Genomic DNA, 25113 nt, shown 5'->3' with positions numbered 1-25113 from the left:
CCAGTCGCGTCCCGACCGCCGCCTCCGGGCGGCGGTCGCCTTTGACCGCCAGCCGTCGCGCCGCCCGCTTCATCGCCCGCCGCCGCACCCCGCTGCACCCTGCCGCACTTCGTCACGCTTCGTAGCGCCGCGCTCCCGCCGTCTGCGCGCGCTGGTCGCGACTACGGATTCCGGCGCGGCACGCGGCCAGCGCCGTCCCTACAATCGACGCAGCAGCCGCGCGCCCCTCGGCGCCGCCGGCATCAGAACAACCCGTCGAACCGACGCCGAATCCGCCCCGATCCCGCCGTGCCTGCGCTGTTCCTGACGAATGCCGACGCCGGCGACGCCGCGAACCGGGCCATGCCCGCCGCTTCCCCGCCGCCCGCCGCCGCGCCGGCCGCGGTCGCGCTCGACGCGTCGCCCTACCTGCCGCGCCTGTCCGCCGCCGCCGCGCGTGGGCTGTCGCATGCGTATTGCGCGACGGGCGCCGTCCCGGTCACGCTAGGCGAGCACGCGTACGAGGTGCGCTGGCGCGTCGACGCCGAGCCTGCCGCCGATGCACATGCGTACCGTTTCGTCGTCGGCCCGGCCGCCGGCACGCTGTGGATCGACCCGATCGCGGAAACCGAATGGCTCGGCGATGCGGCCGATCCGGCGGTTCCGGCCGTGATCCGCGCGGCGCTGCTCGCCGATCTCGCCGCGCCGCTCGCGGCCGTGCTGCAGACGGCGACGCGGCAGCGTGTGGAACTGCTGCCGCCGGCGGACAACGCGCCGGCCTGGCACGCGTTGCCGTCCGCGCTGCGGTTCGAGCTGCGGCGCGCCGACGCCGCGTGGCGCTGCCACGGCGCGCTGCTGTTCGACGCGCCGGATGCGCTGGCCGTATTCTTCGCGGCCGCGCCGGCCGCGCTCGCCGACGCGCGCGCGGCCTACGCGAGCCTGCCCGTGCCGCTCGTGTTCGAGATCGGCCGCACCGAGCTGACGACGGCCGAACTGGCCGACGTCGTCGGCGGCGACATCATCGCGATCGAGCGCTGGCAGGCGCACGAGCAGAACCTGCTGTGCGTCGCGCGGCTGCCGGCCGCGCCGGCGTGGGAGATCACCGGACGGCCGTCGGGCAACCGGCTGACCGTCGAACGAATCAGGGAGATGCCTTTGGAACCGACCCGCACCGACTCCGCGCCGACGACGACGCACGACGCGCCGCCCGCCGACGCACCGCGCTCGCTCGACGGCCTCGCGGTCGACCTGCGCTTCGAGCTGCCGCCCACGTCGATGCCGCTCGGCGAACTGAGCGCGCTGCAGCCGGGCGCCGTGATCGAGCTGCAGCAGGGCATCAACCAGAGCGTGATCCATCTCGTCGCGAACGGGATGCTGATCGGCACCGGCCATCTGATCGCGGTCGGCCAGAAGCTCGGCGTACGCGTCGTCACGCTGACGCAACCCGCGCCGCGCGAGCGCTGAACGATGGGCAACCTGCCGAATCCGGTCGCGCTGATCGCGGTGATCGCCGCGCTCGGCATCGCGCCGTTCGCGGCGCTGATGGTGACGAGCTACACGAAGCTGGTGGTCGTGCTCGGCCTGCTGCGCTCCGCGCTCGGGATCCAGCAGGTGCCGCCGAACCTGGTGCTGAACGGCATCGCGCTGATCCTGTCGCTGTTCATCATGGCGCCCGTCGGGATGTCGATCCGCGACGCGCTGCAGGCGCGCCACTTCGATGCGTCGGGACAGTTGTCGACGTCGGACATCGGCGCGCTCGCCGATGCCGCGCTGCCGCCGATCAAGGATTTCCTCGTCTCGCATACGCGGCAGCGCGATCGCGAATTCTTCGTGCGCACCGCGACGTCGGTGTGGCCAAAGAACCGCGCGGACGGCATCAAGGACGACGACCTGCTCGTGCTGGTGCCGAGCTTCACGCTCGCCGAGCTGACGAAGGCGTTCCAGATCGGCTTCGTGATCTACATCGTGTTCATCGTCGTCGACCTGCTGGTCGCGAACATCCTGCTGGCATTAGGGATGCAGATGATCTCGCCGACCACGATCTCCGTGCCGTTCAAGCTGCTCCTGTTCGTCGCGCTCGACGGCTGGTCGCTGCTCGTGCACGGGCTCGTGCTGTCGTATCGGGTCGCCGGAGCCGGATGATGCGCGCACGCGCCCTGCGAACCGCCGCCGCGTGCGTTGCCGCGCTCGTCGCGCTCGTGCTCGCGTGCGGCCAGCCCGGCGTCGCGCAGGCAACCGGCAGCGCCGCCGGTTTCGCGCAACTCGCTCGCGCGTGCGCGCCGAACGTCGACCCCGCTACGCTCGCCGCCCTCGTGCGCACCGAGTCGGGCTTCAATCCGTATGCGATCGGCGTGGTCGGCGGGCATCTGGCGCGCCAGCCCGCCTCGCTCGACGAGGCGCGCGCGACCGCGCGCGCACTGTCGTCGCGCGGCTTCAGCTACAGCGTCGGTCTCGCGCAGGTGAACGAACGCAATTTCGCGAAATACGGGCTCGATGAAGCGACGATGTTCGAGCCGTGCCGCAATCTGCGGGCCGGCGGCGCGATCCTGACCGAATGCTTCGCGCGCTCGTCGGGCACCGGCCGCGCGACGCAGGCCGCGTTGCGCGCGGCGCTGTCGTGCTATTACAGCGGCAACTTCACGACCGGCTTCTCGAGCGGCTACGTGAGCCGCGTCGTCGCGAGCGCGCAGCGCAACGCGCACGAAGGCGGCATCGAGCCGATCCCGGTCGTGCGCGACGTGCCGCCGCCGGCGCGGCAGCGACGCATGGAGGCGGCCGCGACCACGCCGCCCGACCGCGCGCGCCGGCTGCCGTTGCCGGCCGCGTCCGCCGACGCCCCGTCGTGCCATGCGCGCCCGGTCGTGATGATGTGCCGCGGCTTGCCGGCGAGCCAGGCGAAGCGGCTGTGCGTGCGGTGTCTCGATCAGTAATCGCATGATCGCGCGCGGCGCCGGGCGCGCGCGTCCGCGCCGCTTTCAGGGGTCCGAACGACGCCGCGCGGCATGGCTGCCGCACGCCGCGCGCATCTCGTAGCCCGCGCGACGCCGGGGCGCCGAGCGCTTCCTGCCGCTACGAAACAGCGGCGTTCCCGCCGCCGGGTGCGTCCGTACACTCGAACGATCACGTCGCGGCGTGCAGGACGCCGCGCGTGCCGCGCATCGCGCGGCTCAACGGAGACGAGCATGCTGTTGATCGACGGATTGGGACTGGGTGTCAACTGGCAGCGCTTCCTGTCGGAAACGCTGAATCCGGTCGTTGCACCGCCGCCCCCGCCCCCGCCTCCGCCGAAGAAGGACGATCCGGCCGCCGGGCCCGCGAACCCGACCGCCGCGCCGCCGATTCCCGTCACCGCATCGCTGGCCACCGATCCGTCGAAGCCGACCAACGCCGAGATCCAGTCCGCGACGTCGCTGATCCAGAGCATGGCCGCGCAATATACGGCGCCGCCGCCCGACATCACGGTCGAGAACGACAAGACGCGCGCGGTACAGAAAGCGATCCAGGACGCGCAGACGAAATACGACAACGCGTCGCAGACGCTGCAAGGCGCGCAGAACGTGCTGCATCTGGTCAACCGCGATCCCGAGTCGACGGCCGACGACCGCAAGACCGCGCAGGCCGACTACGCGAAGGCGCGCACGACGGCCGACACCGCGCAGCGCGAGCTGAACGTGACGACCGACGCCGGCTACATGATCCTGTACGGCGAACAGGCGAACGCCGACATGCCGGCCGGGATGAAGATCGACGATTCCGGCAAGGTGACGGACCCCGGCGACGCGCAGCACGCGGCCGACCAGCAGTTCAAGACGCTGCTCGACGCCTTCCCCGATCATGCGAACGATCCGAACTGGGTGCCGCAACCGGGCGACTGCAAGAACCCGCTGCAGATCCGGCTCTACGACAATTGGCAGACCGCGAGCGCGAAGGCGGCCGTGGGTGCGTCGAAATACTTCGCGGACGTCGCGAATTCCAATCTCGCGTATACGCAGTTCCAGTCGTACCTGGCCGATCCGGACTACAAGGCCGCGCTCGATGCGGGCGTCGGGCGGCTGAACGACGCGTTGCAGCCGCTGGAGCTGCAGGTCACGATGCCCGATGCGCCCGCTTCGCAGGATGCCGCGCAGCAGGCCGTCACGTCCGCCGCGAAGGATGCGAACTATGCGAACGCCGCGTACGGCGCGGCCAACGACAGCCTGGCGCTCACGAACGCGCAGCAGCGCTACGATTCGGCCAGCGGCAAGGAAGGACCGACGGTGGTCGTCGCGAACGAGGTGTCGGACGCGAAGACCGCGCTCGCCCGCGCGCAGACGGCCGCGAACACGAGCGGCGGCTATCTGCAGATGCTGTCCGCGCAGCGGCAGGTCGACACGCTGCAGGCCGACTATACGAAGAAGCAGGACGCATCCAGCGCGTGGCACAAGGACAATCCGCACGCGATGATCAAGGATCCGCAGGTCGACCTGGACCTCGGCGATGCGTATGCGAAGCTCGATCAGGCGAAGCAGCAGGCGAGCATCGCGCACGACGGCTTCGTCGTCGCGTACGGCGCGACGCTCGCGCAGCAGTACGACGATCAGGCGTCGCAGCTCAAGGCGCGGGTGAACGCGCAATCGATCTTCACGAAACCCACGCTTCAAACGCCGCTGCTGACGCCGTCGCTGTCGACCGCGAACGGCCTGCCGGGTGTGCCGGCATCGTCGTTGTCAACGGCGACGTCGGCCGCCCCCACCGGCACGCCGACGCTGCCCAGCGCGTCGCCGCAGGCCTCGCCGACGTTACCCGGGTCCAATGACGCATCGTCGCTGCCCGCGTCGCCGCTGCTCGACCGCCCGTTCCTGCTGCCGCAGTCGTCGGGCCCGACCGCCGCACAGGCCGGCCCGACGATGCTCCACGTAAAGCGCATGCAGACCGTCGCGGGCGCGATCCGCGCGGCCGACAGCCGGATGTCGGATTCGGTCAACGAGCGCGCGACCCAACTCGCGCTGTCGCAGGCGCACATCAAGCAGACGCAGGCGAAGAGCACGCTCGAGTCGGTGCAGAAAAAGTACGACGACTGGGCAGCCGCGAATCCGCCGCCCATGCGCTTTCGCACCGTCTCGGGCGACGACATGATCCCGGCGCCGTCGGCGCCGCGTCCGAACCTGTATCAGGACGAGCTCGACAAGGCGAAGGCGGCCGTCACGCAGGCCGACAACGCGGTACAGCGTCTGCAACTGCTGAGCGAAACGTCGCACCAGCAGGTGCTGATGGACGGGTTCGACGCCGGCCTCGACGAACGGCTGCGCTATGCGGCGCCCGGTTCGGACGCCGAGAACGACTACAAGAAGGCGCTGCACGATTTCTACGAAGCGCATCGCGGCGAGTTGTCGAATTCGCTGCTCGACGCAGCCAGCGCGAGCACGAACAACGGCGGCACGATCGCGTTCGGCAAGTTGACCGACAACGAGCAGCGCAATCTGATCGGCGTCGCGCTCGGCATGCAGCCGGACGTCCAGAACGACGCGGCGTCGAGCGACGGTTCGGATCCCGTATCGCCGACGAAGGACGACGTCGCGCGCTACACCGACAAGGACAAGCTGAAGACGATCAACAGCGTGCGCGACAAGCTGCTGTCGATCGGCGGCGGCGCGACGACGCAGGTCAGCGTGTTGCCGATGGTCTACGCGGCCAAGGATGCCGGCATGACCACCAGCGCGCTGTTCAAGGTCAGCGGCAAGGACGGCACGCAGTACGTCGACGAGACGGCGAGCAACTACGACGACATCAACGATTACATCGACAACAACGAGCTGTCGACGGACGGCACCGTCGACATCGCGACCGGCCACAACGCGGACGGCACGCTGCAGCTCGTGTCGAAGGCCGCGCATCACGAAAGCGGTTTCGACAGTTTTCTGAACACGCTGACGAGCACGGGCCTGAACATCGGCATGATGGTCGGCGGGATGGCGCTCGAAGGTCTCGGCACGCTGCTCGACGGCACCGGCATCGGCGCGATCGTCGGCGTGCCGCTGAACATCCTCGGTGCGGGGATGATGTATACGGCGATCGGCGCGACGATGACGAGCGCCGGACTCGATCTCGCCAATCGCGCCGACCACGGGCGCAGTCTCAATCCGTTTACCGACCCGGGCGCGCGGGCCGACTTCATCAACCTCGTGCCGATGGGCGCGGCGGGCGCCGCGAAGCTGGCCGGCAGCAAGCTGTTCACGCGCGCGGTCACCGCGCTCACGCGCACGCCGAAGGTCGCGTCGGTGCTCGCCACCGGCGCGCGGACCACCGCGGTCGTGACGGGCGTGGGCGGCGCGGTCGAGGCGTTCGGCGAAGCGGGCTACGAGTATTTCGTCACCGGCGACAAGAAAGCGGCCGGCGAGCAGCTCAAGTCCGGGATCACCAACGTCGCGTTGATGGCCGCCGGCGGCCTCAAGGAACGCGCGGTGACGTCGGTGCGCACGCGCATCGGCCAGCCGGTGCCGATCCGCGGGGCCGACGGCAAGACCGTCAGCGTCGACAGCCGGACGATCGGCCGGATTCTCAACAGCGGCGACGCGTCGTCGCTCGCGGCCGGCCGCACGCGCGTGACGCTCGACGGCGAAGCCGTCAAGGTGTCGCCGGACGGCACGCTCCGCGTGGGCGACAAGGTGCTCACCTACGACAACACGCCGATTCGCGTGCTCGACCGCGCATCCGCGAAGCGCCTGCCGCCGGGCAAATCGGTGGTGCTCGGCGAGGACGGCACGCTGTCCGTCGTCTCGGTGTCGCCGAAGGCCTGGACCAATGGCACGCGCGTCGACGACGTGGCCGGCACCGGCGAACGCATGTCGTTCGGCCCCGACGGCGAGATGAGCGTGACGCCGAAGATCGTCGCGAAGACGCCGCTCGACGTGCTGCAACACGTGCTCGACCAGGCGAGCGACGCATACCGGCAGACGGTCGCCGGCGCGCAGGCGCCGCGCCGCCTCGCGCAGACGGCGGCCGAAGGCGAAGCCGCGAGCGTATCCGCCGACGCGCGCAGCACGCGCCGCACCAGCGAGGAACACGCCCGCGTACAGCAGCAGCGCGACGAAACCGATGCCGAAAGCAGCACGACCGCGAGCACCAACCGGCGCAGCGCCGACACGCAATCGATGCGCTGGCGGCCCGTCGCGGCCGACGAGCCGGCCGGCCCGGGCACGCGCGCGAAGCCGGACGGCACGCCGCCGCGCGTCAACGCGAAGGTCGTCGATCTGACGGACGACGCGCCCGTCGCGCGCGCGGCGACGTCCGATCCGGCCGGCATCGCCGTGCCGCGCGGGCCGAACGCCGAGCCGATGGAAATCGGCGATCGCACGGTCTACGTGGTGCGCAGCGGCGCGACGCCCGACGCGCCGGGTGCGCGGCCATCGTCGCCGCGCCCGCAGGATCTCGCGGAACCGGTGATCGTCGTCGCCGGCGAACACGACGCGGCGCTCGCACCCGAGCTCGCGAACCGCTGGCAGAAGCCCGTCTATGCAGCCGCGCCCGATGCATTCGGGGCGGACGGCCAGTTGCGCGCGGGCGCGCGCGTGCTGCGCTTCGATCCCGCGCCGGAGACGGTCGCGGCCCACGAAGCCGGCCTGCCGGCCGGCATCGCGCCCGACGAAGCGCCGCCGGCTGCGCCCCGCGCGGCTGCCGACGACACGGTGATCGTGCTGGCCGGCAAGCGCGGCCCGAACGAACCGGCGATGCCGCGGACGGCTGCGCCGCCCGAGCCGGTCAACGCGCTCGATGGCGTGTTCAGCGCGCCGAACCGCGTGCTCGTGCTCGTCAAGCCGGAACACGCCGGCACGCCCGAGCGGATGGCGGAACGCGAAACCGCCGCGGCCAACCGCGGCTCACGCGCGCTCGACGACGCCGACGGCCAGGCCGACCGCGCGCCGACGGGCGGCGAACGTCGCACCGCGGCGAACGACGACATCGGCCTCGCCGCCGCGCACCCTGAAACGACCGAGACCGCCCCGCCCGACGCCGGCGCCGCGAAGCCGGGCTGGGTCACGCGGATGCAGATGCGCTTCGGCGGCGCGGCACTGCCCGAAGCCGCGCAGGCGCTCGCGATGCAGTCGGGCACGCTCGCCACGCAACTGCGCATGCTGCAGGACGCCGGCTGGCGCGTGACGCTCGGCAAGCGCGGCGGCGGCAGCCGCATCGATCCGCGCAAGCGCCGCGTGACGATCGACGGCGCGCTCCAGCATCCGGGCAGCATCACCTATACGCTCGCGCACGAAGCGCGCCATGCGGTCGAGGCGATGGCCGGCGTGCTGAACCTCGACTACGGCAACCGCAGCCGCTTCACGCGCAAGGCGCTCGAAGCCGAGGCGCGCGCGCAGATCAACGCGTTCGAGGCACGCTACGAAATCGAGCTCGCGGGCGGCGGCGACATCGCCGCGCACGTGCGCCTGCCGGATGCGATCGAGCGCGAAGGCGCCGCATGGCGCGCGCCGTCGCGCGACTATGCGGGCACGGTCGGACGCCTCGTCGACGCATTCGCCGATGCGCCCGTGTCGGGCCGCGACGGCGAGACCTACCGCGATTTCTACGACGACGTATGGTCGCGCCAGAAGCGCCGCGGCGGCATCCCGCGCCGGATGCCCGCGCCGCAGACGCACGAGACGGGCGACGTGCCGCACGGGGTGCGCAGCTTCGACGAACGCGTGGCATGGAGCCGCGCGCATGCCGAATATGCGTCGCCGTTCGGCGACGGGCCCGTGCCCGCGGCGGCCGACCTGCAGGCGGCGCGCAGCCGCCACTTCACGATGCTGGAGGACGAAGGCGTGTTGATGCTGCACGCCGACACGTTGCCGGACGGCACGCTGCTCGCCGGCGGGCGGCCGGCCGGCGTGCACGAATACGCGCTCGACCAGGCGCCGTCGTTCCTGGTCAAGGATGGCTATTCGATCGTGCTGTCCGCGAAGCACGGCGGCGAGGCGGCCGCCGCCGGGCTCGCGAATCTGTGGCAGCGGCCGGTATATGCGCCGCCCCCGCACGCGGTCGGCGAACACGCGGCGCTGCTCGACACCGGCGCATTCCGCCGCTACGATCCCGCGCCCGCGGCGCCGCATGATCTCGGGCAACTGGCGGCCGACGCCGAAGGCGTGCACCTCGAAAGCAATCCGGCGGCGCGGATCGACGTCGAGCGTCACGTCGGCGAGCTGCTCGGCGCCGGTGCCGAAAAAACCGTGTTCGCGCTCGGTCACGATGCCGCGCTCGCGGTTTACGACAACGGCCCGCATACGTCCGAAGCGCGCCAGATCGAGGCGGCGATCGACGAGAGCATCGCACTCGACGATCTCGCGTCGTACGGGCTGAAGACCGTGACGATGGACGGTCCGTTCTCCGCGCTGAATCGCGTCGCCGTGCTGTACCGGCCGCTTGGCGTGTTCCACAGCTTCGGCTTCGAGACGGGCGCGCTGCCGCGCGTGGTGTCGCGCGCGGCGCTCGAGCACATCCGGCAGATTCGCGAAGTCGTCGAACGCACCGGCATCGGCTTCGACCTGCAAGGCCTCTTCACACGCGGCGGCGATTTCCTGCTGAGCGACCCCGGTGCGATCGGCATGGGCGCGGGCGAGCATTTCACCACGCTGCAGCGGCTCGCGGTGATCGAACGCGCGCTGACGCAAGGCCTCGAGCGCGGCCACGTCGAACTCGCGCATCCGCGACTCGCCGAAACGCCGCCGCCCGATGCGTTCGTGCAAAAGCCGTCGGTCATCACGCGCGTGCGGATGCGCTTCGGCGGCGCGCCGCTGCCGAAGGAAGCCTACCGGCTGATCGACGCATCGAGCCTGCTGTCGCAGCAGCTTCGGCTCGGCGCCGACGCAGGCTGGAAAGTCGTGCGCGGCAAGCCGGGCGGCGGCAGCAAGATCGACACGCGACGGCGGCGCGTCACGATCGACGGGGGCCTGCAGTCGACCGGATCGATGGTCTACGTGCTCGCGCACGAAGCCCGCCATGCGCTCGAGGCCGCGACCGGCACGCTCGGGCTCGACTATGGCTCGACGCAGCGCTACGTGCGCAGCGCGCTGCTTGCCGAGGCGCGCGCGCAGGTCAACGCATTCGCGGTGCGCGACGAGATCCGCGCGAACCTCGGCATCGACATCGGCCGCCATGTCGCGCTGCCCGACGCGATCGCCAACGAATACGGCCGCGCGCGGGCCGGCGACGCCGCCTCGCTCGCGCGCCTCGCCGACGCGTTCGAGCACAGCCCGACGTCGCTCGACGGCGGCGTCACCTACGGCGACCTGTATCGGCGCCACGCGCAGGCCGCGCAGCGCGCCGGCGTGACGATGCCGGCGCCACGCGAGACGGCCGCGACACTCGCCGAAGAAACCGCATGGTCGCGCGCACGTGCGGTGAAGGCCTCGCCGTTCGACGGCAAGCCGGTCGCCGGCGTCGACGCGCTGACGCTCGATCGCTCGGGTCCGCTGTCCTACGACCGCGACGGCCGCATCGTGATCGTGCATGGCGTCACCGACGCGCAAGGCCGCCTCGTCGATCCGGACGGCCGGCCGTACACGCCGGTCGAGGTCACGCTCGCGCACCGCTCGGTGCTCGGCCTGCCCGGCTCGTCGGTGATTCTGTCGGCACGCAACGGCCGCGACGCCGCCGCCTGGCTCGCGAACGTCTGGCAGCGCCCCGTCTACGCGCCGCCGACGATCGCGGTCGGACTCGGCGCCGAGGCGCGGCTCAGCCATACCAACGCATGGCTGCGCTACGATCCGGCGCCGCACCAGCGCCCGGACCTCGGCGCGCTCGACGTCGACGGCAACGGCGTCCACGCGAGCGGCGATCCGGCCGCACGCGTGCCGGTCGAGCGCTTCACCGGCGCGGCCACCGGCGCCGGCATCGAGAAGACCGTGTTCGAACTGGGCCGGCGCAATGCGATCGGTCTCTACGAGGGCACGGACAATCGCGCGATTCTCGGCCACATCGAATCGATCCGCCTCGAACAGGAAGGGCTCGCGGCGCTGCGCGCACACGGGCTGCGCACGCTGACGGTCGGCGGCCCGTTCGCGGCATTCGATCGCGTGGCCGTGATGTACGCGCCGTTCGCGTCGCTGAGCAGCCACGACGTGATGGCCGGCATGCTGCCGTCGCGCGTCACCCGCGACGCCTTCGCGCAGCTCGACCGCGCGCGCGACATCACCGCGCAGCACCGTCTGTACTACGACTTCGAAGGCGTGTTCGATGCGCACGGCGACTTCTACCTGAGCGATCCGTCGACGGTCATGACCGATGCGCCGAAGCTGAACGTGGAAGGCATCGTCCGCGAGATCGGCACGCTGCGCGTGATGCTCGAGGACGGCATCGCGCGCGGCGCGATCGAGCTCGCGCATCCCGGCATCACCGAGCACTTGCCGCCCGACGCGTTCGTGCAGAAGCCGTCCGTCATCACGCGCATCCGGATGCGGTTCGGCGGCGCGCCGCTGCCCAAGGCCGCCCATGCGCTGGTCGACCGCTCGAGCCTGTTGCGCCAGCAGGTCGCGCTGGCCGGCGAGGCCGGCTGGAAAATCGTGGTGGGCCGGCCCGGGCGCGGCAGCCGGATCGATACCGCGAAGCAGCGGATCGTGCTCGACGGGCAGTTCTACGGCGCCGGCACGCTCGTCTACACGCTCGCACACGAAGCGCAGCACGCGGTCGAGACGATCACGCGCCGCCTCGCGCTCGACCGCTCGTCGCCGGACGCGCTGACCGACAGCGCGCTGATGGCCGAAGCGCGCGCGCAGGCGAATGCGTTCGCGGTGCGCCGCGAAATTCTCGACGATGGCGGCATCGACATCGCCCGGGACGCCCGCCTGCCGGATACGATCGCACGCGAAGCCGACCACGTGATGCCCGGCGACGAAGCCGGGCTGCGCCGGCTCGCGACCGCCTTCGGCGACGTCGCGCCGTCCGTGCCGGGCCACGCGACCTATCGCGCGTACTATGCGAGCCAGGCCGACGCGATGCACGCGCTCGGCGTGCCGCGCGAGATGCCGGCGCCCGCGCCGCAGCCGGGGTCGAACGCGCCGGTGCCCGCAGCGGCGGCGGACGCCGCGCGCCGCCAGCATGCGCTCGATCACCTCGCCTCGCACGGCAAGCGCGACCTGATCCGCATCGACGGTTCGCAACTCGCGTCGCTCCAGCAGATGAAGGATGCGTTCGGCACGAATGCGCACGTGCTGATCGCCGAGCATGAAGCGCGGCCGGACGCGTCGATCGACGCGCGCCATGCGCAGCCGAAATTCGTCGCGAGCATGCGCACCGACGAGCACGGTACGTTCGTCGACAAGGCGTCCGCCGATCCGGCCGTGTCGATCCCCGACGCGGTCTATCGCGCGCTGAAGGACAACGGCAGCGCGGAACGGGCGGACGTCGATTTCTACGTGTCGCCCGTGCCGCTCGCGGAATTGCGCGAGTACGGCGGCGCCGCGCGGATCACCGCGCGCAGCGACGGCCGCACGTGGGAAGCCGAACAGGCGGCGGCGACGCCCGACGCGGACGTCGTCACGACGCTGAAGTCGCTTGCCGACGCGCCGCGCTTTCGCCGGCCGAAGCAGGCGGCGAAAGCGGCCGGCGACGGCGCGACGCTTTACGCGATCGACAAGGAAACCGGCAAGGTGCTCGGCTACGCGACGCGCAACGCCGCGCACGACTGGACCTATCACGAGTCGACCTCGCTCGGCGACGCGACGATCGCGCCGCGCGATCTCGGCGCCGCATTCCGCCGGCGCGCGCGCAACCTGTCCGGCGGCCGGCGCGGCGTGCGATTCGTCGTGACGGACGTCGCGCACGACACGGTCGAACGCTACGGCGGCTTTGCGCCGGCGGAAATGCGCAAGGCGCTCGGCGACGAGAAGCCGCCGATGCAGAAACTCGGCACGCGCGTGCAGCGCGGCCTCGCGAAAGCCGACCCCGGCGTGCGCCGCAAGATCGCCGAGATCGAAGGCGCCGACAGTCCGTTCCTGCCGCCGAAGCTCGTCCCGGACAGCAAGCAGCTCGCGATCGACTTCAGCGGCGCGAACACGCTCCACCTGATGCGTGCGCTGGAACTGAAGGCGCTGGGCGGCGATCACTACGTGTACGTGTACGAGACCGATCATCCGGTTGCCGAATCGCTGCATACGCGCCGCGGCATCATCGCGATCCACGACGGCAACGCGCTCTGGTACGACAACGCCGAGCAATTGCGCGACCACCCGGACGCGGGCCGCCCGCTCGACGAGATGCCGCTCGGGCGCGGCCCGTTCGGCGCGAACCAGCACTTCCTGCTGTCGACGCTCGCGCCCGAGGCGTTCGATCCGCGCGCGACCGCCACGCAGAAAGCCGCGCTCGCGCAACGACTCACGCAGCTGCTCGACGAGAAGTCGTATTTCGATGCGCTGCCGCAGAAGTTCGACCTCGCCACGCGGTGGATCCGCACGCAGATCGCCGGCCAGATCGATCGCGTGAAAGCCGCTCAGGCCGACCTCGCCGCGGCCCAGCAAGCCGCGCAGCCGGCGGGCGGCGGCGCCAGCGGCGCAACCGGCCCCGCCAGCCGGGTCCGCAATGCGCTGCGCGGCAAGGGCGGCCGGCGCAACCGCCGCGCCGCGAACGCGGCAAACGCGTCGAATGCGCCGAAGCCGCCGAAAACGCCGGCGGCCAAGCCGCTGACGCTGCGGCCCTACCAGCCGAGCCTGGGTTCGAGCACGGTCGCGGAATGGGTGATGCGTTACGGCGCCGCGAAGGTGGCCGACTGGTTCCCGACGATCGACCGCGTGAAGGCGGTCACCGCACGCAAGAACCAGCCCGATGCCGGCGGCCTCGCGCTGACCGACGAACCGCAGACGATCCTGGCCGACGCACCGATGCTGAAGGCGCTCGGCATCCCCATCGGTCTCGCGCGCGAGGTGTCGAGCATGCCGTCGCGCGGGCCGGTCGCCGATCCCGGCGGCGATCACAACCGCTTCGTGAAGTGGATGCAGGCTTACGCCACGCGCCACAGCGCGGCACGCATGATCGACAAGCGCGCGATCCAGGCGTTCGTGCGCGCGCCGGCCGAGATCCAGGACCGCGTCGCGCCGATGGCGCGTGCGTTCAATCTGCGCGACGATCCCGCGCTCGCGGTGCGCCACGTCGAGCAATATGGCGGCGCGATGCCGGTGGTATCGATTCCGGTCGATCCGCATACGCTCGCGGCCGCGCGCGGCGGCAAGCACGATCCGGCGTTCATCCGGCGCGCGCGCCAGTTCGGCTCCCCGATCGGCGCGCGCTACAACGAGGCCGACGCGACGATCACGCGCGAGGCGCCGGACGGCACCACGCGCACGCTCGAGCTCGACGACATCGCGCATCTGCACAAATGGCTCACCGCGGCATCGCGCCACGGCTTCCAGCTTCGTCTCGAAGCGGCGTCGGGCCGCCCGCTCGTCTCCGCGGACGACCGCCGCACGATCGCCGGCACCAACGACAGCTATGCCGAGTACACACGGCTGATGACGTCGTTCGAGACGTGGTCGCACGATCACGCCGGCGAGCCCGCGCCGAACGTGATGCTGAGCTTTCACGGATGGGACGCCGTGCTCGAACCGGTGCCTGGCGCCGGCCACGTCGAGCTGCTCGATGCGCTGCTCGACCGCAAGGCGATCGACTGGCTGCACGTCGGGCTGTCGTACGGCACGCACGGCGCCGACTTCATCGCGAACCAGGACCTGACGCGGGCGCTGGCGGAACGGATCGTCGACTATTACCAGACCGACCGTCACGGCAAGTTCGCACGGTTGCACGGCGCCGATGCGCTCACGCGCGTGTTCGAACCGGTGAGCCCCGAGGCGTTCGCGAACCAGCAACAGGTGCTGTTCGCGGAGATCGCGCGCATCGGCAAGTCGAAAGGGCTGTCCGACGACGCGCTCGCGACGCTGCGCGGCGAACTGTACGAACGCAACACGACCGCGCTCGTCAACCAGGCGCGCAAGGCGACGATCGAGCATGCGATGACGCAGTGGGCGTCGGCCGATCATCCGCCCGCCACGCGCACCGAAAAACTCGCCCGCCGCTTCGGCGAACGCTGGCTCGCGGAAGCGGGCGGCCGCGCACCGGCGCGCGGCACCGTCGTGTCGACCGCCGATCCCGCCGGGCCGCTGCCCGACAGTCGCGCGTACTGGCAATCGGTGGTCGAGCGCGAAGCGCTGAAGAACGATCCGTCGAAGCCGATCAGCGTCGGCCGGCAGATCGCGGCGAACCCGAAACAGGCGAAGATGATCGAGGAACTGCAGGCGCTCGCGCAGATCAACGCGCTGCGCGTGCATCGGCCGTCGTTCCGCAAGGCGGAGCTGTGGAAGTCGATCGGCTTCAGCTCGCTCGTCACCGGTGCGGGCGCGCTCGTGATCGCCGATACGCTCGGCGCGACGCACGTGCTGCGGCAGGACATGCTGAGCAGCGCGACGTCGTCGTTCCTGCTGGGCTCGCGTCTCGGTCGCGTGTTCCAGGTCATGCACCAGGGCGCGGTGCGCAGCCTGCAGGCCGGCGATCCGAAAGCCGCGCAGGCGGTGCTCACGCGGCTCGAAGTGACGCTGTCGCGGCAGTTGCGCTCGGGCGCGCACGATTACGGCCAGAACCGGCGCGCGCAGCTCGAGCAGATCTCGAACGAAGCGCGGACGCTGGCCGCGCAGTATGTCGAACTGAACCGCGTCGGGCTGATGAGTTTCGACGACGCGACCACCCACATCAAGGCGCTCGCCGCGGACGTGCTCGCGCAGATGCAGGGCACCGTCGGCGGCACGTCGCTGCAGCAGCTCCATACCGGTAACCCGCGTCACCTGTTCGGGATCGCGGGCCGCGCGGGCGCCGCGATCACGTCGACCGCGACGCTCGCGGTCGGCATCAGCGGCGTGGTGCACGCGCACGGGGCGTTCGATCTCGCCTACGGCTCGGCCGCCATCGCGAGCGGTGCGTTCGGCGCCACGTATGCGGGCCTCGTCTACACGATCGGCGCGCACCGCGTGAATGCGGACAAGCGCAGCCGCATCGTGCGCTTCACCGATTCGGCGAGCGACTTCATGGCCGTCGCGTACGGCGGTCTCGGCACCGGCGTGCAGTGGAGCGGCGGCCATTACGATCTCGCGATCGCGACCGGCGTGTCCACCGCGCTGCTGCTCGGCGGGCGTCTGAACACGCATTTCCCGAACGCGACGCCGCTGATCAAGAAGATCCCGACGGCCGTCGTGCTGATTCCGGTCGGCGCGTTCGCGTACAAGCTGATCGAAGGTCTGTTGACGACGTTCTTCGGCTCGGGGTCCGGTTCGTCGAATCAGTCGAATTCGTCGAATTCGTCGCAATCGAATCTCGCGCCCGGTGCGTCGCCGAGCGCGTCGGCCAGCCGTTCGGCCAGTCCTTCGGCAAGCGCCGCGCCAAGCGCTTCGGCGAGCGCATCGCCCAGTACGTCGCCTGCCGCGCCGGCTTCGCCGTCCGCCAGCGCCACGCCGTCGACCGCGCAACCATCGGCGTCGCCGCAGCCCTACATCGTCGTCGCGGGCGATTCGCTGTGGGTCATCGCCGACCAGCATCGCCAGTCGCTGCTCGACGCCGCGCACGTGTCGCGCGCCGATCAGCAGGCGATGACGCGCGGCGAGCAGGATACGCGCGCGTTCAACGAGATCCTGCAGCTCAATCCGTCGGTGTCACGCGATCCGAACCGCCTGTCGGTCGGCACGCCGCTGATCGTCGGCTGATCCCCGCGCGCGGTGCGCGTGGCGCCGCGCGCGGCACGCCGCATCACGTCGCTCGCTGATGTTCCAGCCACGCCTGGAACATCAGCACCGTCCACAGCTGGTGCTGCCAGTTCATCCGGCCCGTCTGGTGCTGGCGCCACAGCCGCTCGACCGCCGCCGCATCGAAGAAGCCTTCGTCGCGCAGGCGCGACGGCCGCAGCAGCGCGTCGGCCCAGTCGCGCAGCGCGCCGCGCAGCCAGTGGTCGACGGGCGCGCAGAAGCCCTGCTTCGGCCGGTCGATCAGCGCGGACGGCACGTACCGGTCGAGCAGCCGGCGCAGCAGCGCCTTCGACTGCCCTTCCGGCAAGCGCACCGACGCCGGCACGCGCCACGCGAATTCGACGACGTGATGATCGAGGAACGGCATGCGCGTCTCGAGGCTCACGGCCATCGCCGCGCGATCGACCTTCGCGAGGATGTCGGTCGGCAGATACGTGAGCGTGTCGATCGCCATCGCCTGCTCGGCGAAGCTCAGGTGCGCGGGCCACGCGGATACCGTGTCGAGCGGCGTCGGCGGCTCCTGCCCCGCCAGCGCGATGCGCTCCGGATGATGCACGGACGACATCAGCAGCCGGTACAGCCCGATGCGGCTCTCGGCGGTCATCACATGGCCGAGCTTGTGCAGGCGATCGCCGATGCGCGACGACGATTCGCGCGCTTCCACGCCGCCGCCCCATGCGCCCTGCGCGACGGCCGCGAGCTGGTCCGCGTGATCGGGCCGCAACGCATGCAGCGCGGCGGCGATCCGCGCGCGCACCGCCGCCGGCACGCGATGCAGCTTGCGCCACAGGCGCGGCGTCAGGAAGTAGCGCGTATAGCCGCCGAACAGCTCGTCGCCGCCGTCGCCGGACAGGCTCACCTTCACGTGCCGGCGCGTCAGTTCGGACACCAGAAAGGTCGGGATTTGCGACGCATCGGAAAACGGCTCGTCGTAGATCGACGGCAGCTTCGGCACGACGCCGAGCGCGTGGTCGGCCGTCACGTAAAGCTCGGTATGGCGCGTACCCAGATGGCGCGCGACGGCCTTCGCGTAACCGGCCTCGTCGTAGCCGGCCTCGTGAAAGCCGATCGTAAACGTGTCGACCGGCGACGCCGATTGCGCCTGCATCAGCGCGACGATCGCCGACGAATCGATGCCGCCCGACAGGAACGCGCCGAGCGGCACGTCGGCTTCCATCTGCCGCGCGACGGCCTGGCGCAGGATCGTGTCGAGCTGATCGACGGCTTCGCCTGCGCTGCCCTCGAACGGCTGCGCGCGGCCCGCCTCGATCGCCTGTTCGAGCGTCCAGTACGCACGCACGCGCGGCGTGTCGCGCGCATGTTCGAACTGGATGTACGTGCCGGGCGGCAGCTTGCGGATGCCGCGATAGATCGTGTACGGCGCGGGCACGCTCGACTGGCGCAGATACAGGCACAGCGCGTCGCGGTCGATCGTGCCGTCGAAGCCCGGATAGCCGCGCAACGCCTTCAGCTCGGACGCGAACACGAGCGCGTCGCCGATCCGGCCGTAGTAGAGCGGCTTCTCGCCGATCCGGTCGCGCGCGAGCGTCAGCACCCGCGACGCGCGATTCCACAGCGCGAACGCGAACATGCCGGTCGCGCGCCGCAACGTGGCCTCGACGCCCCACGCGACGATCGCCGCGATCAGCACCTCGCTGTCGGAGTGGCCGCGCCACGCCGGTGCGCGCCCCGTGCGCTCGAGCTCCGCGCGCAGTTCGCGATGGTTGTAGATTTCGCCATTGAAGACGAGGACGTAGCGGCCGCACGCGGAAGCCATCGGCTGCCGGCCGTGCACCGACAGGTCGACGATCGCGAGCCGCCGGTGACCGAGCGCGATGCCGGCTTCCGGGTCGACCCAGATGCCCTGCCCGTCCGGCCCGCGATGCGCGAGGCTCGCCGTCATTCGCGCGAGCGTGCCGCGCGCTGTCTCCTCATCGAAGGCGACGCTATTCAGAAAGCCGTCGATTCCGCACATTGATTTGTCTGCCCCTGTTGACCTGTTCCGTCACGCACCGCGCACCTCGCGGCCCGCCGTCGGGCATGACGGTCGAGCCATATTACGAAGAAATAAATCAGCAATAATTCACCAGTGAATGCGGGCACCGTCCGGAAAAAAATGGACGTCAAGCGCCGCGTGCGGATGGCCAGATCACGGGGCCATATCGAATCCCGCCGGATGGCCGGCAGGCAAGGCAGGCAAAAAAGGGGGGCATACCGGCATGACGCCCTCCGGAACGCCGCGTCACGCGGCGCCGGTCGCCCATTTCAGCAACTGCGCGACCTCGCGGAAGTGCTGCGGCTGGATCGTGCCGTTCTCGGGCGTCGTCTCGTACAGCGCCTGCGCGAGCCCGACGTTCGCGAGCGTCGGGCGCAACGCGTCGCGGGCCAGCCGCACAATCCGCTCGGCCGCGTCGCCCTCGCCGCGCGCGAGCACCCACGGCAGCGAGCCCATCCCGCCGTAGTAGAGCGCGACCGCGACGCGCGGCGAATAGACGACCACCGACGCATAGCCGACCCGGTCCGGCAGCGATGCGAACTGCACTTCGCGCGCGAGCTGGCGGCGCTTCGCCTCGATGTGCGGATCGCCTTCGTCCTCCTTGTGCTCGCGCCGCACTTCGTCGATCGACATTTTCATTTTCTGGTTGAATTCGTGCCGCTGGTGCACGATGTCGATCAGCGCCATCACGATGTAGATCAGCGCGGCCCAGCCGAACAGCAGCATCAGCAGCTTCACGATCAGCGCGAGGATCGAGACCGGCCGCGTGAAGCCCGACTGCACGGACGGATCGAGCGACTCGACGATCAGCCAGCCGAGCGTCGCGACGAGCAGCGCCGTCTTCAGCAGCATCTTCGCGAGGTTGACGAGGTTGCGCAGCGACCACAGGTTCTTCATCCCCTCGGCCGGGTTGAGCCGCGACAACTGCGGCACGAGGCGGCTCCACGCCATCACGCCGCCCACCTGCACGAAGCCCGCAAGCAGCCCCGCCAGCAGCCCGGCCGCGACGATCTGCGCGGACTGCGTGGCCCAGTCGCGCGCGGCGCCGTCGATCAGCACCGCGAGCCGCGCGGACGGATCGGCGGCGCCGACCGCGTCGAACACGAGCCGGAACAGCGCCTGCAATCGCGCGAACATCGAACCGATGCCCACCGCGAGCGCCACGCACACGCCGACGAAGAACGCCGACGACACCGTTTCCGCGCTCTTCGGTACGTCACCCTTCTCGCGCGCCTCGCGCAGGCGCTTCGCGGTCGGCTTCTGGTCCTTTTCGGCCATGTCGGCTCCCGCGCGCTCAGCCGCCGCCGTGCGCGGCGAACAGCGCGCGCAGCAGCGCCATCAGCCCGCTGTCGGGGCTCAGCAGCGAATGCAGCGACGCGTACACCACCGGCAGGAACAGGACCATCATCAGCAGCGCGAGCGCGCTCTTCAGCGGCTGCGAGAACACGAAGATGTTGAGCTGCGGCACCGCGCGCCCGACCAGGCCGATGCCGAGTTCGACGAGCACCAGCACGATCGTGACCGGCGCGGCGAGCTTCACCATCCATTCGAAGATCGTATCGGTCTGCCGCACGATGAAGGTTTGCAGCATCGACGAGAAATCGGGGCCGAGCGAGCCGATCGGCCACCATGCGTACGACTGCGCGAACAGTTGCACGAGCACCTGCAAGCCGCCCGCCGTGACGAACAGCGCGATCGCGACGAAATTCAGGAATCCGGACGTCGGGCCGCCCTCGTGCCCGCCCATCGGATCGAAGAACGCGGCGCTGCCGCTGCCGGTCTGGAAGTCGATCAGGTAGCCGACGCCCTGGATCGCGAACAGCACCGCGCTGAAGGCGCCCGCGAGCAGCATGCCGACCACCGCCTCCTTCGCGACGAGCAGGCACCACATCAGGAACGGCAGCGCAGCGACCTGCGCGGCGTCGATCGTCGGCGCGACGAACGCGGCGATCACGACCGCGATCCCGTTGCGCACGAGGCCGGTGATGATCTGCTCGTTGAACACCGGCACGACGAACATGATCGGCAGCAGGCGCGGCATCACGTAGAGCAGCGGCCGCAGCATGCCGGCGACGTCGTTGAAACCCGCGGCCTGGTCTAGCATCGGCGCTCCGCGACGGCGGGCGGGGCGGAGTCGTCGGGCGAGGCGGACGGGCCGGTTTCAGCCGTGATGTCGGCACCGATTTCCGCTTCGGTCATTGCCGCATCGAACGCGGCGGCGGCCTCCGGCGGCGTGGACGCATGACCGGCCGCGTCGCCCGCGCCGGCCACCCAGGTGCCGCCCGTCGCGAAGCGCCGCACCGCGTAGCCGTCCGCGACCTCGTCGGCGTCGCGCTCGACCCGCGCGGCGCGCGCGTGCAGCGCCTTCTCGCCGGCCTTGTCCAGCTTGTCCTCGGCGGCCTTCGCCTTGCGCGCGGCGCGCTGCAGGTCGGCGAGCGTCGCCTCGTGGCCGCGATGCACGTGCGCGGCCTCGCTCACCGACGCGTTCGCGGTGCCGATATGCCGGTCGAACGTGCGCGTATCGGCCGCCGCGTCCTGCAATGCGCGCGCTTCGCGCACGTCGTCGGCGAGCCGTGTCTGGATCGCGGCCTTCGCGGCGACCTGCTGCGCGAGCTGCGCCTGCGCGGCCGCCAGCGCGCGCCGGCTCTGCGCGGCGATGCCCTGCTGGCGCGCGGCCGCGACGCGCGCGATCTGGCTGCGCATCTCGCGCACGCGCTTCAGGCGGGCGAGCGTCGCGAGCACGAGACGGTCGTCGGCTTCAGACATGATCGTTCGCCAGCTTCGTCAGCTTCGCGAACAGCGCGTCGAAGCGCACGTCCTCGTCCGACGCCTGCGCGCAGAACGCGCCGATCGCGTCGCGCGCACGCAGCGCGAGATCGCCGAGCCGGTCGCTGCCTTCGCGATACTCGCCGATCTGCACGAGCAGCTCGATTTCCTGGTACTTCGCGATCAGCTCGCGCACGCGCGCGGCCGCATGCTGGTGCGCGCGGCTCGCGACGAGCGGCATCACGCGCGACAGGCTCGCGAGCACGTCGATCGCCGGATAGCGGTTCGCGAGCGCGATCTTGCGCGACAGCACGATATGGCCGTCGAGAATCGAGCGCACTTCCTCGGCGATCGGGTCGGATTCCTCATCGCCTTCGACGAGCACCGTGTACAGCGCGGTGATCGATCCGCGCGCGCCCTGCCCCGCGCGTTCGAGCAGGCGCGGCAGCACCGCGAACGTCGACGGCGGAAAGCTGCGCCGCGTTGGCGGCTCGCCGCTCGCGAGGCCGACCTCGCGCTGCGCGCGGGCGAAGCGCGTCAGCGAATCGACCAGCAGCAGCACGCGCTTGCCCGCATCGCGAAAGTGCTCGGCGATCGCGGTCGCGACCAGCGCGGATTTCACGCGCTCCATCGCGGGGCGGTCCGACGTCGACACGACGACGATCGAACGCGCGCGCACCTCCGGCGACAGGCTGTGCTCGATGAATTCGCGCACCTCGCGACCGCGTTCGCCGACCAGCGCGATCACGTTCACGTCGGCCTGCGCGCCGCGCGCGATCATCCCGAGCAGCGTGCTCTTGCCGACGCCCGACGGCGCGAAAATGCCGACGCGCTGCCCGACGCCGAGCGTCATCAGGCCGTCGATCACGCGCACGCCGGTCGGAAACGGCGTGTCGATCAGCTTGCGCGCAAGCGGATTCGGCGGGTCCTGCTGCGTCGATACCCACGCGGCGCCCGTCACCGGCCCGCGATCGTCGAGCGGCCGGCCGAGCCCGTCGAGCACGCGGCCGAACAGCCCTTCGCCCACCGGGAACACATGCTCGCGCCCGGACGGCACGACGGTCGTCTCCGGCGACAGCCCGGCCACGTCGCCGAGCGGCGTGAGCAGCGTCGTCTGCCGCGAGAAGCCGACCACCTCCGCAAGCAGCGTCGGCTGGTTCGGCGTGCGCAGCTCGCAGATCTCGCCGAGCCGCGCGCGGATGCCCGTCGCGTTCAATATCTGCCCGACCGCATGGTTGACGCGGCCCTGCACCGACACCGGCGAAAAAAACGCGAGCCCCGCGTCGAGTTCGCCGACGAGGCGGCCGCGATCGAACGGCGCGCCGTCGTCGTCGCCGAACGACGGCGGATCGTCGAGCGGCGCGTTCATCGCGCGGCCCCCTTCAGCGCGTCGCGGCGAATCGCCTGGCGCAGCGCGTCGATCTGCAGGTCGAGGCTCGCGTCGATGCGCCCGGACGGCGTCTCGACCGTGCACGCGTGGCGTTCGAGTCGAGCGTCCTCGACGATGCGGATCTTCTGCCGGTTCGACTGCCCGGCGAATGCGCCGTCGAGCGCATCGCGCATCTCGTCGGTGCGGCCGGGCGCGATACGCACGATCAGGAACGCCTCGTCGCGCACGAGCGGCGCGATCCGCGTGAGCGCGGCCTCGTACAGCTTCTGCGTGCTCATCTCGCCGACGATGGCGCGCACGGCCTTCACGACGATATCGGCCATCGCGTCCTTCATCGTCTCCATCGTGCGCGTGGCGGCGAGCGCCTGCGTGTACGCCTGCGCGGCCTGCTCGCGCTGCGCGCGGCGCATGCCTTCGTCGTAGCCGGCCGCCTGGCGCTTGTCGAATTCGCGCTGCGCGTCGGCGACGATGCGTGCCGCCTCTTCATGCGCGGTCGCGATCACCGCGGACGCGTCGAGCAGCGCCGCGTATTCGCGCTCCTTGAGCACCTTGCGCTCGGACAGCAGCTGCAGGTTGTCGCTCGTGATCAGAAAAGCCAGTCCCATGACGCAAGCCTCTCGGGAATCAGAAACAGGAACATCAGTTCGCCGAACTGATCGCGCTGCGCGCGGTTCAGCCAGTACGGCGCCTCGTCGTCGATCGCGCGGTTGAATTTCAGGCGCACGCGCCGCGCGACCGCATCGCCGGCCACGCCGATGAAATCCGCGAGCAGCCGGCCGCCGCGCGCGCGGATCACGACCGGCAGCGCGGCGGGATCGGCGCGCCACGGTTCGAGCGTTTCCGCGAGCGCGCCGAATTCCGGCGCGCGTTCGAGCGCCAGCTCGAGCGCATCGCCGCCGAGCCGCGCCGCGACTTCCGCGCGGATGCGGCGCCCGGCCAGCGCGTCGCGCAGCCACGCGCGATGCAGCAGCAGCCCCGCATACGCGGCCAGTTGCTCGAGCGCCGCGCCCGGCAGCAGCGCGAGCCGCGCGCACGGGTTCGCGACGTCGAAGTCGTGCCGGTCGGCCACGCCGTTCGCGTCGAGCAAATGCCGCGCGAGCAGCTTGCGGCCGGCCGCGCCGAACGCGTCCGGCGAACGGTAGCGCGCGGGCCAGTCGGCCGGCACGCGGGTCACGTGCAGATAGCGGTCGGGCCGCAGGTTGAAATCGCAGACGAGCGCATGGAACGCGGCAGCGCGCGCGGCCGGCGGCGGCGCAAGCGGGTGCAGCCACGGCAGCAGCGTCGCATCGGACGCGTCGCCCGGCGGCCGCGCGTGCGAATCGCTCATGCGCCGTCGCGCGCGCCGTCCGGCGTGCGCAGCCCGCCGCCTGCCTGCTGCGGGGCCGCGCCGCCGCCGTTCGCGCCGCGCGGTGCGCCGAGCAGCCCCGCGAGCCGCGCGCCGAACATCCCGCGCCGCGCGGCCGACAGCGCGATCACCGCGCAGGTCAGCAGGATCAGCGCGAACACGAGCCAGCCGAGCGGCGAGCGCAGCCGCAGGATGTCCGACACCGCGCTGCCGATTCCGTCCACGCGCGTCGCGCGCGCGGCGGCCGGCTGCAGGAACAGCGACACGTTGTCGTACTGCAGCCCTTCGATGCTGTGCGCGACGAGATCCTTGACCATCGGCGCCATCGCGCGCAAGTCGACGCCCGGCCGATAGCGGATGTACACCGCGGCCGACGACGGCTTGATCTTGTCCGCGAGCGGATCGTTCTCCGGAATCACGACCTGCACGCGCGCGACGACCACGCCCTCGATGTCCTGCAGCGTGCGCGACAGGTCCTGCGACACGCCGTACAGGTAGCGCACGCGCTCCTCGGCCGGCGTCGACACGAGGCCCTGCTTCTGGAACAGTTCGCCCAGGCTCGCATAGCTCGGCTTCGGCAGCCCGTTCGCGTGCAGCACCGTGAGCGCAGACTGCATGTCGCCGTCCGCGACGCTCACGAGCCACGCGTTGCGGTCCGACGTGTCGCGCGCGTCGTTGTCCTTCGACGCGCTGATGCCCGCGTCGCCGAGCACCGCGATCATCTGGTTCGCGTCGCGCTCCGACAGGCCCGAGTACAGCTCCTTCTGGCACCCGGCCAACAGCACGAGCAGCCCCGCGAGCAGCGCGCGCGCCGCCCGGCTGCGCCACGCATGCATGCGCGGCGTCGAATCGATCGTCGTCATCGTTTTTCCGCGTCAGGGCGCATGAGGCCGTA

General features: G+C 71.0%; 12 protein-coding genes. 4 read left to right on the top strand and 8 right to left on the bottom strand.

Translation table 11 applies throughout. The annotated features are described in order from the left end of the window. Positions 1-288: 288 nt before the first annotated feature. The 4 genes from sctQ (at position 289) to J8I33_RS20575 (ending at position 16682) form a co-directional block, all read left to right on the top strand. The gene (gene sctQ / locus J8I33_RS20590) at positions 289-1443 is read left to right on the top strand and encodes a type III secretion system cytoplasmic ring protein SctQ (protein WP_124556004.1); all 1155 of its coding nucleotides are present in this window, start codon (positions 289-291) and stop codon (positions 1441-1443) included. Positions 1444-1446: 3 nt separating this feature from the next. Continuing rightward, complete coding sequence (gene sctR / locus J8I33_RS20585) at positions 1447-2121, top strand: type III secretion system export apparatus subunit SctR (RefSeq protein WP_006480865.1); 675 nt, start codon at positions 1447-1449, stop codon at positions 2119-2121. Beyond that, positions 2121-2909, top strand: a complete 789-nt coding sequence (locus J8I33_RS20580; RefSeq protein WP_124556005.1) for a lytic transglycosylase domain-containing protein — start codon at positions 2121-2123, stop codon at positions 2907-2909. The genes sctR and J8I33_RS20580 overlap by 1 nt, the downstream gene beginning before the upstream one ends. A 252-nt stretch (positions 2910-3161) precedes the next feature. Further along, on the top strand, positions 3162-16682 hold the full coding sequence (locus J8I33_RS20575) for an LWXIA domain-containing protein (RefSeq protein ID WP_209938991.1): 13521 nt from the start codon (positions 3162-3164) through the stop codon (positions 16680-16682). Positions 16683-16725: 43 nt separating this feature from the next. Here J8I33_RS20575 and asnB read toward each other — a convergent pair whose 3' ends face one another. From asnB to sctJ, 8 genes are all read right to left on the bottom strand, one after another. After that, positions 16726-18696 carry an asparagine synthase (glutamine-hydrolyzing) gene (gene asnB, locus J8I33_RS20570; protein ID WP_050015037.1) on the bottom strand — a complete coding sequence of 657 codons (1971 nt, stop codon included), beginning with the start codon at positions 18694-18696 and terminating at the stop codon, positions 16726-16728. A gap of 267 nt (positions 18697-18963) precedes the next feature. Then, a complete protein-coding gene (locus J8I33_RS20565; protein WP_124595235.1) occupies positions 18964-19995 on the bottom strand; it encodes an EscU/YscU/HrcU family type III secretion system export apparatus switch protein in 1032 nt (343 codons plus the stop codon). A 16-nt stretch (positions 19996-20011) separates the two neighbouring features. Next, positions 20012-20821, bottom strand: coding sequence for a type III secretion system export apparatus subunit SctT (gene sctT, locus J8I33_RS20560; protein ID WP_069619387.1), 810 nt, complete (start codon positions 20819-20821; stop codon positions 20012-20014). Beyond that, positions 20815-21483, bottom strand: a complete 669-nt coding sequence (locus J8I33_RS20555) for a hypothetical protein (RefSeq protein ID WP_209924803.1) — start codon at positions 21481-21483, stop codon at positions 20815-20817. Before J8I33_RS20555 ends, sctT begins: the two co-directional genes overlap by 7 nt. Next, positions 21476-22852: a FliI/YscN family ATPase gene (locus J8I33_RS20550; protein WP_209938990.1), complete on the bottom strand. Its 1377-nt coding sequence runs from the start codon at positions 22850-22852 to the stop codon at positions 21476-21478. Before J8I33_RS20550 ends, J8I33_RS20555 begins: the two co-directional genes overlap by 8 nt. Beyond that, a complete protein-coding gene (gene sctL / locus J8I33_RS20545) occupies positions 22849-23478 on the bottom strand; it encodes a type III secretion system stator protein SctL (protein ID WP_050015029.1) in 630 nt (209 codons plus the stop codon). The genes J8I33_RS20550 and sctL overlap by 4 nt, the downstream gene beginning before the upstream one ends. After that, positions 23460-24200, bottom strand: a complete 741-nt coding sequence (locus J8I33_RS20540; protein WP_124638774.1) for a SctK family type III secretion system sorting platform protein — start codon at positions 24198-24200, stop codon at positions 23460-23462. The genes sctL and J8I33_RS20540 overlap by 19 nt, the downstream gene beginning before the upstream one ends. Next, positions 24197-25081, bottom strand: coding sequence for a type III secretion inner membrane ring lipoprotein SctJ (gene sctJ, locus J8I33_RS20535; RefSeq protein ID WP_050015026.1), 885 nt, complete (start codon positions 25079-25081; stop codon positions 24197-24199). The genes J8I33_RS20540 and sctJ overlap by 4 nt, the downstream gene beginning before the upstream one ends. Positions 25082-25113: the final 32 nt, after the last annotated feature.

The sequence above is a fragment of the Burkholderia sp. AcTa6-5 genome (assembly GCF_017815075.1).
Lineage (GTDB): Bacteria > Pseudomonadota > Gammaproteobacteria > Burkholderiales > Burkholderiaceae > Burkholderia > Burkholderia sola.
Note: the sequence above shows the minus strand (reverse complement) of the source record. Positions and strands in the feature narration are given on the sequence as shown.

Coding starts and splice junctions, on each gene's coding strand:
- sctR (WP_006480865.1), top strand. CDS start 1,447: ATGGGCAACCTGCCGAATCCGGTCGCGCTGATCGCGGTGATCGCCGCG.
- J8I33_RS20580 (WP_124556005.1), top strand. CDS start 2,121: ATGCGCGCACGCGCCCTGCGAACCGCCGCCGCGTGCGTTGCCGCGCTC.
- J8I33_RS20575 (WP_209938991.1), top strand. CDS start 3,162: ATGCTGTTGATCGACGGATTGGGACTGGGTGTCAACTGGCAGCGCTTC.
- asnB (WP_050015037.1), bottom strand. CDS start 18,696: ATGTGCGGAATCGACGGCTTTCTGAATAGCGTCGCCTTCGATGAGGAG.
- J8I33_RS20565 (WP_124595235.1), bottom strand. CDS start 19,995: ATGGCCGAAAAGGACCAGAAGCCGACCGCGAAGCGCCTGCGCGAGGCG.
- sctT (WP_069619387.1), bottom strand. CDS start 20,821: ATGCTAGACCAGGCCGCGGGTTTCAACGACGTCGCCGGCATGCTGCGG.
- J8I33_RS20555 (WP_209924803.1), bottom strand. CDS start 21,483: ATGTCTGAAGCCGACGACCGTCTCGTGCTCGCGACGCTCGCCCGCCTG.
- J8I33_RS20550 (WP_209938990.1), bottom strand. CDS start 22,852: ATGAACGCGCCGCTCGACGATCCGCCGTCGTTCGGCGACGACGACGGC.
- sctL (WP_050015029.1), bottom strand. CDS start 23,478: ATGGGACTGGCTTTTCTGATCACGAGCGACAACCTGCAGCTGCTGTCC.
- J8I33_RS20540 (WP_124638774.1), bottom strand. CDS start 24,200: ATGAGCGATTCGCACGCGCGGCCGCCGGGCGACGCGTCCGATGCGACG.
- sctJ (WP_050015026.1), bottom strand. CDS start 25,081: ATGACGACGATCGATTCGACGCCGCGCATGCATGCGTGGCGCAGCCGG.